We start from the raw sequence: 11,672 nt of genomic DNA, 5'->3' as shown, positions 1-11,672 counted from the left end.
GAAGAGAGAAGACTGACACCATGCTGACGGCAAGACTCGTAGTCTGGCTTGGCTGCCTGATCCTGATGGGCGCACTGGCCAGCACGGCGTTCGGCGACCCGCTCACCCTCGAGGCCGAAGCCGCGCAGATCAGCACGGATCGAGCGGAAGTGGTCGGGCAGGACACCTTTCCGAGCAAGCATGGCGTGTCGCTCAAGGAGGGGGTGGTCAGCAACGTCGGCCTGCCCGATAGTGCGCCGGACCTGGTGTTCACGGTGAAGGCGCCGCAGGCCGGTCGCTACTGGATTCGCACCCACGCGGCCACAGACGCCAAGGGCACCGCCGCGATGAAGGCGGCCTCCGGGAAGAGCGCCTCGCTGCGGCTCATGATCTCCGTTGACGGCAGTCGCCCCACCAAGCGGGTCGTCTTTGTGCCGTGGAGCCCGCCGGGCAGTTGCACGCAGGCCACCGGCAAGTTCGATCTGAACGGCCAGGAGCAGGAGATCCGGGTCTGGCTGCCGGAAGGAATGCGGCTCGACGCCCTGCAGATCGCAGCCTACACGCCCCCGGCAGTCCCGGCCGCGGCGGCCGCGTATCAGCCGACCATCGTGCCGCCCCAGTCCCGGCCGCGCCTGTGGGTGAACGAAGCGTCGCTGGCGCAAGTGCGGGCCAACCTGGACCAGGGCGAGAATGCCCCCGTGTGGGCGCGAGTCAGAGAGCAGGCGACAAAGCCGTTCGCGTTCAGCGTCGCCCCCAACGCGGAGGTAGGCTACAACGCCACGCTGGAGCAGGCTGCCGTGGCCAAGGCGTTCGTCCACCTGATGGCCGGTGACCGGGAGCGTGGCCTCGAAGCTGTGGCCCTGATGCGTACCTACCTGGCGGCGGTCCAGTTCGACAACCTGCTCGACATCACCCGGGAGATCGGCCGGGCCATCTACTCGGGCGCGCTGGTCTATGACTGGTGCTACGACGTGATGGCGCCGGCAGACCGGGAGAGCATCCGCAAGGACCTGATGCGCCTGGCCGATGACATGGAGATCGGCTGGCCCCCGTTCCGGCAGTCAATCATCAACGGGCATGGTAATGAGGCGCAGGTGAACCGCGACCTGCTCAGCATGGCCATCGCCATCTATGACGAGGATCCCCTGCCGTATCGCTACTGTGCCTACCGCATCCTCGAGGAACTGGTGCCGATGCGCCGTTTCGAGTACCAGTCGCCGCGGCACAACCAGGGCGTCAGCTACGGGCCCTATCGGTTCGGCTGGGATCTCCACGCCGCCTGGCTGCTCCGCCGCATGACCGGCAGACCGGTCTTCGACGGCAACATCGGTGACGTCTACAAGTTCTGGCTCTACATGCGCCTGCCTATCGGACAGATGCTCCGCGATGGCGATGGCTTCTCAGATGGCCAGCAGGTGAATCTCGGGCTGACGCCCCTGCTCGCGTACGCCTACACCGCCGACCCGATCATCAAGGGCGACTTCCAGCGCCAGGGCGGCACCGCTGGCGACCCCATTCCCTACTTGCTGCTCAACGACCCCAACCTGGTGGCGCAGAAGAGTCTCGACGACCTGCCGCTCACCCTTGACTTCGGCCCGGTGCTCGGGTCCATGGTGGCCCGGACGGGTTGGAATCTGGGTGCGAACACCGCCGACGCCGTGGTGGAGATGAAGGGGGGCGGCTACCATTTCGGCAACCATCAGCATTCCGACGCGGGCAGCTTCCAGATCTACTACCGCGGCCTGCAGGCGGTGGATCTGGGCCAGTACCATTTCTACGGCACCCCCTACGACACCAACTTCTGCAAGCGGTCGGTCGCGCACAGCATGCTGCTGGTGGTGGACCCGGACGAGAAGTTCCCGGGCACGACCGCGAATGATGGCGGCACGCGCTTCAACCGCGGCTGCCCCAGCACTCCCCAGGACGCGACCAGTAACCCGGCGCTCGCTCACGGCAGCAAGATCTCGGCCAGCTTCGGCCCCGTGCCGCAGCGCCCCTTCTTCAGCTACTTCGCAGTGGACCTGAAGTCGGCCTACAGCGAGAAGATCAAGGAGTATGTGCGCACGTTCTGCTTCCTCAATCTCAACAACGAGCAGACGCCGGCGGCGCTCATCGTCCTCGACAACGTCACGGCAGCCAAGCCCGAGTTCCGCAAGGTCTGGCAGTTGAACGCGCTGAACCCGCCGGAACAGACCGCCGACGGCGTGGTCCTCAGGAACAGCGCCCTGGGGCTAGCTGGCAAGGTGGACGTGCACATGCTGCTCCCGACTCCGGACGAGCGCGAGTTGCAGATCCTGAAGGGCGAAGAGGCCAACAGTGTGTTCGGGCAGCAGTTCACGGCGCCCTACCCGTCCAAACCGGAGGGGCACGGCTGCCGCGTCATGTTCTCCCCCAAGCGGGAGCAGGCGAGCGACGCTTTCCTGGCGGTCATGCCGATGTCGGACGAGGAGGCGCCGCGGCTCCCGGTGGCCCTGGCCGAGTCCCCCACCACCTTCACACTTGCGCTGGCCGACCGAGTGGTCGTGTTGAGCAAGAGTGGCAGACTGCTGGACGGGCCGTTCCAGGTTCATGTTCCGACGGGCAAGCAGCAGCAGTTGTTGCTCACAGGCCTGGCCCCGGGCGACTGGAGCATTGAGTCCCCAGACCACAAGATCCGGTTCAATGCCCGCGTCGCGCCCGGCCAGAACACGGCGTTCGCCATCGTGCCGGGCGGTGATCTGATGGTGCGGCCGCAAGCGCTGCCCGGCGCCCCCGAGTTCCATGTCCCGCCGGGTTGCATGCCGCGCCTGGCGCCACCGCTCGCCAACCGTGTGTTCCTCGACGGGCGCCCCCTCCCCGCTCCGCCCACGCGGACCGCGGGCACATGCCTGCTGGTCCCCGCGACCGCAATCCTCAAGGCCCTCGGTCTTGAAGCCGTCGAGGCCGACGGAGGCTTGCGCGCCAGAGCCGGCAATCGGACCGCACTCTTCCGCGCGGCCGCCGATGAGGTCGCCCTGAACGGCCACACCTTCAAGATGCCCGCCCCGGCGGTACACGAGCAGAAGGAGTGGTTCGTCCCGGATAGCGTGCTCGGCATGGTGGCCGGTCTGGACGTGGTGCGAGACGACGCGGCCAACAGCGTGCAGCTCACCCGGAGCCGCCCAGGCCCTCAGAGTGACGTACTGTGGATCGAGGCGAACAAGAACTCCGACCTGCAGGCCCTGCGTGCCATGCTGGCGGACATCCCCGGCCGCCGGGAATATTGGGCCGCCGAGGGGCGTGACGTCCGGCTCGATCTCACGCTCGCGCGTCCGGTGAAGATCAGAGGAGTCGGCATCCAGTGGCACCAGGGCGCCATACGTCAGGCGAAGTTCGCCCTCGAAACCAGCACTGACGGCGTGACCTGGCGCAAGGTGTTCGACGGCGCCAGCTCGGGCAAGTCGGCTGACCTGGAGACCTACACCGTTGATCCGCACGAAGTCCAGTATGTGCGCCTGCGCGGGTACGGTAACACGACCAACGAGTGGAACTCGATCGTCCATCTCCGCGTGATCACGGCCGAGACGCACCCATAGGAGGACAACTCCTACAGGCCCAGCCAGCCGGCGTTCCAGACACGCCAGTTGGGACCTTGGGTGCCGGTCCACACTGCCCACTTGTCGTTGGCGGAGGCGTCGGGAGTGCGCGGCTTGTGTACCCCCACGTTGAAACAGCACCCCTTGGCCGCCTTCGGATCCAGCCCCAGGGCCGACAGGGGCACACGCCACTCGGCGGTCCAGCTACCTGGCCGCGCGGCGGCCGCATACTGCACCGCCCCCCGCAATCCGTCGGCGCGGGCCTTGGGCAGGCCCGCCACCGCGTAGCTGTCGAAAGCGCCCGCACTGTCGCCCACCAGGTAGAACAGCGGGCCATGGCCCGTGTCCGACGGCCACCAGTCGCCCCCCACTCCCTCGAAGATGACCTCGGCAATGTCCGCCTCACCCCACCAGGAGGGGGAGTTGCCTTTGGGCCTGGCCTCCATGCCCGGCTCCAGGTCGTTACGCAGGGCGAGGTAGAGGCACTCCGCATCACGCCGCAGCCACATCATGCTGGGCTGCGCCTTCGTCTGCGCGTTGTCGGGATTGCGCGTCAGCGCGAAGCCCTGAGCTGCATCGAGGCCCCCCCATTCCTTCGGGTCCAGCACACCGTCAATGTGGATCTCGGCCGTGCGGGGCGTCGCCTTGCACACCGGCATCTTGGCCAGTGGTGTACGGTCCGCCCTGTCAATCTTCGTGGTGTCGCGCGTGAGGGTCTCGTAGTTGCCGCTGGGGTGCACGACCGGCCAGGAAGCCCGCAGCGGGTCGTTGTACAGGCCCATCTGCTGCAGCGGCAGCGGCTCGAAGAAGCAGTCCGTGAGGGCCGGCGCGCGGGGCTTCAGCCCGAAGTCGCCGGTGTCGGCGCTGCGCATGCCGGGATCGCCCTTTTCCCAGTTGCGCTCGATCCGGGCGTAGCGGGCTGTAGTGGCATTGGCGGACAGGAAGCTATCGCACCCCTGCGCGATGTTACGGGCGACCACGTTGCCGCGGACGATCAGCGTCAGATCCTCGGTATGCGGCTTGATGGTCGTGAGCCGAGGGTAGCGGACGCTCCAGGGCGGCTCGGTGACCTTCATCTTGGCCAGATACGCGTCCAGGCCCTGGTACGCCTTGCCGTAGACCCACGAGCGATCATCCATGCGCACGGCCTGCCGGCACCGGTGGAACACGTTGTTCTCGACGATGTCGTCGCTGCCGCCGAAGAAGACAGCGCCGGCATCCACGTCCACCCGCGAGAAGACGTTGCCGTAGACGGTGACGCCGCCGTTGACGTTGTCAATGTACACGCCCATGCGGCAGACGCAGTGGTACTTCGCCAGGGTGTCGTTTTGCGGCAGGTGGTGCCAGTAGTTGTAGCGCACCACGTTCCCCCGCTCCGCCAGGGCCGCCACGACGCCATACATGTACCAGGCGCCGGCGTCGCCGGCCTCGTGCGCGACGTCGTGGACCTCGCAGTACTCGGTGATGTGGTCGTTACCGCCCAGCAGGAACGCCTGGTGCGGCGCGTCGTGGATCAGGCAGTGGGACATGCGCACCCCGACGCCCTTCACGCTGATGGCCGGTTGGTACGCGCCGCGATTCCAGGTGGCGTAGTGGTGGATGTGGCAGTTCTCCACCACGTGCCCAGAGGGCTTCAGTGTGGGCAGATCGCCGCCGGAGACCGTCACCCCGGCGTTGCCCAGATAGGACAGGTCGCAGCCGACCAGCGCGTGCCCTTGCCCCCCGTTGATCTCGGCGCCCTTGCAGCCCATGTCGCGGATGGTGCAGCCCGCCAACAGCACGTCCTCGCCGTCCTTGATCGTCACGCCGTGGTGCCGGCCGGCCTCGACGGTCAGCCCGCGCAGGATGACGTGCGAGGTGTTGTCCATCGTGATCACGGGCACCTCGAGCATCGAGGCGACCGCCTCGGTGCCCTGCAGGGGCTTCGGTGGCCAGAAGTAGAGGAGGCCGGTGGCGCGGTCCAGGTACCACTCGCCGGGGCTGTCCAACTCACACAGCAGATTGATGCCCTGGTAGGGCGACCCCTTGACTACGTTGGGATGCTGCCCGGGCCCACCGAGTTCGACTCGCATTCGCTTCTTGTCCGGTTCCACCCCCAGCAGCCGGCGGTACGAGGAGAAGTAGGCATACTGGAAGTAGCCGAACAACCAGGGGTCCGGCTCGTTGCCCCAGGCGTCCTGTCGGGGGTTGGAGTAGTAGATCAGGTTGGAGTCCTTGACCATGGTGCGGCCCTCGACGCGCACCGCCTCCTGGTCGCCCGTCTCGATGAGCGCAAAGCGTTCGCTCATCTTGGGCGTGTCGTTCGGCCAACGGGCCAGGGACATGGGGACTCCGCCAAAGAAGAGTTCCAGATGCGCCGGCGTGTCCACATTGACCAGCGGACCAAAGTAGTCAACGCCGCGCGGCGTGAGCTTGCCGAAGTCAGTGATGCCGGAGGCCCGCAGGTCCACCTGTAGCACGTGGGGGCGGGCGGCCTCGGGGATGCGCTGCGCTGCCGGGCTGTCGGCCAGGGGGCGGAAGCCGGTGATGGCCTGACCGGCGCGCAGGATCGGCTTGGTGCCCGGCGCCGCGCAGTACAGTACCGGCGCCGCGGCTGTTCCTGAATCCTCCGCTGTGAGCGCGAAGCTCCCCTTCAGTCGGGGATACACGCCGCCCGTGAGGACGATGGCGACACCGCCGGGCGGGAGAGGCTCGCGCTTGCGGCGTTCGCGCAGGGCGTCGCGGGCGCGCTCCAGCGTGCGGAAGGGCCGTACCGCCGTGCCGGGGTTGGCATCGTCACCATCCGGCGCCACGGTGAACCAGGGCACGGCCCGGCTGATGCGGTCAATCCGGCGCTGGCGTTCAGTGCGAAACGGCTGGCCGTCGGCGAGCGTCTCCAGGTCGCGCAGCCGCTCCATCGCTGCGGTCCGGAACTCCTCGTGCTTGGCGACGAAGAAGTCGCACGCCTTCTGGTACTCGCTCCGGGCGGCCGCGTATTGCTTCCGGTCGCGCCGCAGGTCCCCCAACGCGAGCATCGCGCGGGCGCGGACATGCAGCATGGCAGTTTCGTCGGCGACCAACTGCCGGTATGCCTGCTCGGCCTCCGCGCCAGCGCCGCTGCGGCGCAGACTCGCGGCGAGGCACAGCCGCGCATAGGAGCGCGCTTCCCGGAAGGCCAGCGAGTCCTCGCAGCCCTTGAGCGCCAGCAGCGGCGCGAAGGCCTGGCGGTAACGCCGCTCCGCCGCCGCATCAACCCGAGGGCCGGCGGGAGGCGTCGGGATCTGCCGCAGGAACTCCGACAGCCGCCGGGCCAGCACCGCGTCGGGGTTACCCAGAGCCTCGAAGGTCTCGCCAGGAAGCGCGCTGCTGAAGAAGCCCAGGTCGGCGATCTCGAAGTCGAGCACCCCCGTGCCCTCGCTGCACTCCCCGATGCGGAAGTACTTGAGCGAGGCGCTGGGCGTGTAGGCCGTCGTGTTGGCCGCCTCCGCGCGCAACGCTCCATCAATCCACAGCGCCAGCGTCTTGTGGTCCCAGGTGACGGCCACATGGTGCCACTCACCCGGCGTCAGGAACCCGTTGCTGCTGATGCCGGTGCTGCCCTCGGGCCGGCCAATGGCGAAGCTCAGCCCGCCGCTGTCCGGCGAGGCCATCAGCCGCCAGCCGTTGTAGTAGCAGCTACCGGAGGCCATGAGGCCGCCGCCGGTCCGTTGGTAGCCGCCACGGTCCACCTTCTCCAGTTGGTTGATCTTCAGCCAGCAGCACAGGGTGAACCCCGTGGCGGGGATGTCCAGCGCCGGCCCCTTCAGCATGCCGTGGAAGATGCGCGTAGCGCGCTGGCCCTCCAGGCTCCCGGCGGTCTCGCTCAGGACGTCCTTCTCAGGAGCGGGCTCGAAGGTCAGCCCCGCCGGCGCCGGTCCGAAGCGGTACCAGACCAGGCAATCGGGACGGGCGCGCAGACGGTCCTGCACGGCGGACTGCGACGTCCGCAGCCCGGTCAGCGCCACCGGCGGAGCGGCCGCGGCCGCTCCCGCCAGCAATGTGAGCCAGGCAGCATGGCCCATGATACGGGCGTAACGCAGGTGCGGGTGGTTCATTCCCTGCCTCCCTGAGCCGGGGTTCCCCGTGGGAATAGGGCGCGGCGCCGTTCCGGGCCCACGGCCCCGCAACGCACCGGCCAGTTCGCCGTTGAGGCCCTCGCCACCTATCAGGGCGCAACGTTGCACTGCCAGCCAGCCTTCACGAAGGGCACACTTCGGGAGCCGCGCAGGAGAAGACGCCGCGCACCTCGAACCTACCCCCCGGAACGACACCGGCGCCCATGCGGCCGGCTCCCGTCGTGCGCCACGGCTCCGCCCCCCCTGTCTGGCTGGGGCCACCACCATTGCACGGAAGAGGCAGTCCAATGCTGAGGACACTCGTCATCCCGATCCTGTTGGTCACGGCAAGCGTCGTCGGCGCGGCAGTAAAGCCCGGTGAGAACCTGCTGGTCAACGGCGCTTTCGAGAGCCACGGCCAGGCCTGGCCCCAGTGCTGGGACAAGGGCGGCAGCAGCACCAGTGCCAACCCGACCGGCGGGCCCGACAAGACAGGCGCCGTGATATTCAGCAATCCAGAGGCGAAGAAGGGGGTCTCGTCGAGTTGCCGCCAGTACGACCTGCGGCTGCTCGCCGGTGAGACGTACAAGATGAGCGCCTACGTCAAGACGCAGGGCTTCAAGAGCGGCCATTGTGGCGTCATCGTTATCGACAGCGGCTGGTACAAGGAGTACGGGCTCAAGGCGTTGCCGGAGAACACCAACGGCTGGCAGCACCTGGAGCAGACCTTCGAGCCGCAGAAGAGCAGGGACGGCACCTACGGGGTGGCCCTCTTCGCCATCGAGTACGTGGGTGAGGTCCAGTTCGCCCAGGTCAAGCTCGAGGCCGTCAGCGCGGGCGCCCTGGCCGGGAGTTCGCCCTCGCCGCTCCTGCTCGAGCAGAGCCGTCCCCGGCTCGTGGCCTGGGAGCCGCTGCTCAACGCGATCCCGCTGGCCAATCCCAAGCTCACCTTCTACCTCTTCGGCAAGACCGAGCGCGCCCTCACCGACTACGACTGCGTCGGCACCATTGACGGCAAGACGGTGCAGAAGCATCGTCTCGCCCCCGAGCGCAATGTCCTGGACCTGTCGGGCCTGGCGGCCGGTGACCACACGCTGGACGTCGCCATCGTCGAGCGTGCCACCGGGAATACGGTCTTCAACATCACGCACGTCATCACGCTGACGGCACTCCCCAAGGTGGACGTGTCGGCCCACCGACGGCTGAACAACCTGGTGGTGGAAGTGCTGAGCCGGCCGCTGCAGGCCACAGAGGCGGCGCAACGCTGCGAGTTCAGCACCGACCGGGACGGCTGGGTCTTCATCAAGGTGGAGACCGCAGCGGAGGACCCCGCGCTCAGCGTCCGCGTAGACAGCCGCGACACAGTGGTGACGGCCGCCACCGACCGCCGCGAGGCGTTCCGGGAGTTGCCGGCCGGGAAGCACACCCTCGTGGTCAAGGGAGCGGCCTCAGGCGGGAAGATCGTGGTGCGGTCCATCGCGGAGGTGTTCAACTACCCGGCGTGCGCCAGCAGCCAGGTGCCGCAGAACGGCAAGTACGACTGGGACTTCCACGTCCGGCATGTCTTCCCGGCCGTGACGACCCTCAACGGCGGCAGCGTCCCTGAGGAACACCGCGCGGACGTGCGCCGCATGGGGCTGAAGTGGCTGGCGAACGTCGGCACGACCAGTCCCAAAGACGCCGCCGACCTCGTCGCCAGAATGTCCCAGAGCCCCGGCATGACTGCGCCCTGGTACGACGGCTTCACCGCCGACGAGCAGTTCTTCGGCAGCGCGGCCCTGCTGCCTTACACCGAGGCGCTGCGGCTCCTGCCGAACCCCGAGAACCGGCTGGTCTACACGTGGATCGTCGGCAAGCCCGGGATGCCCGGCCTGCACAATGACTTCATCAGCGCCGCCCTCAATGCGTCACACGGCCGCGGCCGTCTCCTGTTCGAGATCTACTGCCATAGCCGTCCCAACGAGCAGGATGCCGCCCGGTATCTCAACGACCGTCTCGCCGACACGATGGCGCGGCTGGGCGAGTACTTCCCCAATGCCGCCGCCGGCACGGGCATGATCCTGGGCAACTTCAACCAGATCCCCATCATCTCGCTCGACGTGAACCCCGAGGTGGACTACAAGTACTACCTGGACATGCAACTGCGCCTCATCGCGACCGATCCGCAGCTCAAGGGTCTGGCGATGACGGGGTACTGGGGCAGCTACTACGACGATGAGGAACTCTATCGCTGGTCCATGCGCCTGCTGCGACACTACTGTGTCGAGGGCCACACGGAGATGCTCTCGAAGGCCTACGGGTACCGCTACTCCCCCGGGCACCTGAGCAACTGCGACTTCGTGGACGGGTTGAAGGGCTGGACGGCGGACCCGGCGGACGCCATCCGGGCTGCCAGTTTCGCCGGCTACGGATCGGGTAGCCAGGCACGCTGGGGCGCCGGCGGTGGCGCGGGTGACACCTTCTGTGTCTTCAAGCGCGGCGCCGGGGGAGCGAGCACGCTGACCCAGACCGCAACTGGCCTGACCCCGGGCAAGGTCTACACGCTCCAGTTCGTGACCGCCGACTACAAGGACATGGTCGCGCGCAAGGTCGCCCCGAAGGAGCACCACCTCAGCGCCGTCCTCGGCGCCGGTGCGGAGTTGATTCCCGAGAAGTCGTACGTCTTCGTAGACCGCCGCACCTCGGGCAAGAAGGACGACGACGGGAAGGTGCGGATCAACCTGCACCACCTCCGCTTCCGCGCCACTGCTGCTTCCCTCAAGGTCACCTTCACCGACGCCGCAGCCGAGCCGGGAACGGAGACTGCGCTCAACTACATCATGCTCAAGCCGTACTTCGAGGACTAGCCGGCTCACTGGTGGTGCCCCGGCGTGCCGCGAGCTGACGACGGGTGAGCACCAGGCCGCCCTGCGGGGTGCGCACCCCTCGGTATCCCGTCGGCCAGGAGAGCCAGTCAGCCATGGTCCTCCTGGCCTTCGTGCGTCTGCTCCCACTGCGAGGAGCCGACCAGCCCCGCCGCTGACCGGCGGACCGGGCTGCCGTTGCCGCCGCTTCGGGCAAGGCGCGCAAGCTGCGGAGGTAACCTGTGTCCCGCTCCACTCGGTCTCTAGATGAGCTGGTCGCCACGCGCTTCGTTGAGGGCATCGCTCGGCTGGGGACGTCTGCGACCCTCTGGGGGCAGCCTCTCCCCGGACGCGAATCCCGGCGGCGGCAGTTCCCCAGGGTGGACTTCTACGGGCAGGAGACCATGGTCTCCGGGCTCCTGGGGCACAAGCACGACGGCTGCGAGGTGGCGTTCGTGGTCACCGGACGCCTGAACGTGTGCATCAAGTCCCAGACCTACGAAGCTCGCGAAGACGACTGGATGCTGTTCCTGCCCGGCGTGGTCCACGGTGAGTGCTGCCTGACGACGAAGCGGCCCTACGAGTTGCTCTGGTTGCACGGCAGCGCCCGGTCGCGTCTGATCTGCCAGCTCACCGGGTACTCCCGGACGGAGGGCTACCAGGTCGGCTCCAGGCGGGACTTCGGTCGTGTGCCCACCGAACTGCTGGCCGGCTGGCGACGACTGACCTCCGGCCCATGGCGCGATGTGGCTCTCACCCGCTGCGACCTGCTCCACCTCGCGGCCTTCTGTCTGGACCGCCTGCGGGATGAGGCGAACCCGCCGACGGAGACCCTCCACCCGCTCGTCAATGAGGTCAAAGTGCTGCTGCAACGAGACCTCAGCCGTCCCCTTTCGGTGCCGCAACTGGCCAATGAGGTGGCGCTGTCACCGAACTACCTGTCCAGCCTGTTCCACCGTCAGACGGGCATGACCCTACGCCACTTCCTCGACCTCAGGCGCGTGGAGCGGGCGAAGGCACTACTGCTGGATGCGCGCATGAGCATCAAGCAGGTGGCCTGCGCGCTGGGGTACGCAGACCAGCACCAGTTCAGCCGGGTCTTCCGCCGCGTCACCGGCACGACGCCTACGGGGTTCCGTGAGGGAAACCACCCGATCGGAGAAACGCACACCTCTTCGTAGTCCGCGCCATGGACTCCCGCGGGCGAATGGTGGACCATGCCG

The 11,672-nt window shown here is 67.7% G+C and carries 4 protein-coding genes; 3 read left to right on the top strand and 1 reads right to left on the bottom strand.

Annotated elements, in window-relative coordinates; genetic code table 11:
- Positions 1 to 20: 20 nt before the first annotated feature.
- The gene (locus tag LLH23_03195) at positions 21 to 3,533 is read left to right on the top strand and encodes a discoidin domain-containing protein (protein MCE5237478.1); all 3,513 of its coding nucleotides are present in this window, start codon (positions 21 to 23) and stop codon (positions 3,531 to 3,533) included.
- 11 nt (positions 3,534 to 3,544) lie between these two features.
- On the opposite strand, the gene LLH23_03190 is transcribed toward LLH23_03195, so the two are convergent.
- The gene (locus LLH23_03190) at positions 3,545 to 7,606 is read right to left on the bottom strand and encodes a hypothetical protein (GenBank protein MCE5237477.1); all 4,062 of its coding nucleotides are present in this window, start codon (positions 7,604 to 7,606) and stop codon (positions 3,545 to 3,547) included.
- Between the two features lie 308 nt (positions 7,607 to 7,914).
- On the opposite strand from LLH23_03190, the gene LLH23_03185 reads away from it, so the two are divergent.
- On the top strand, positions 7,915 to 10,452 hold the full coding sequence (locus LLH23_03185) for a hypothetical protein (protein ID MCE5237476.1): 2,538 nt from the start codon (positions 7,915 to 7,917) through the stop codon (positions 10,450 to 10,452).
- A 239-nt stretch (positions 10,453 to 10,691) separates the two neighbouring features.
- The gene (locus tag LLH23_03180) at positions 10,692 to 11,630 is read left to right on the top strand and encodes an AraC family transcriptional regulator (protein MCE5237475.1); all 939 of its coding nucleotides are present in this window, start codon (positions 10,692 to 10,694) and stop codon (positions 11,628 to 11,630) included.
- The last annotated feature ends 42 nt before the right edge of the window (positions 11,631 to 11,672 follow it).

The organism is bacterium (assembly GCA_021372615.1).
GTDB lineage: Bacteria > Armatimonadota > Zipacnadia > Zipacnadales > UBA11051 > JAJFUB01.
Note: the sequence above shows the minus strand (reverse complement) of the source record. Positions and strands in the feature narration are given on the sequence as shown.

What these genes read in the sequence shown, in the direction of transcription:
- LLH23_03195 (MCE5237478.1), top strand. Translation starts at nt 21, where the DNA reads ATGCTGACGGCAAGACTCGTAGTCTGGCTTGGCTGCCTGATCCTGATG.
- LLH23_03190 (MCE5237477.1), bottom strand. Translation starts at nt 7,606, where the DNA reads ATGAACCACCCGCACCTGCGTTACGCCCGTATCATGGGCCATGCTGCC.
- LLH23_03185 (MCE5237476.1), top strand. Translation starts at nt 7,915, where the DNA reads ATGCTGAGGACACTCGTCATCCCGATCCTGTTGGTCACGGCAAGCGTC.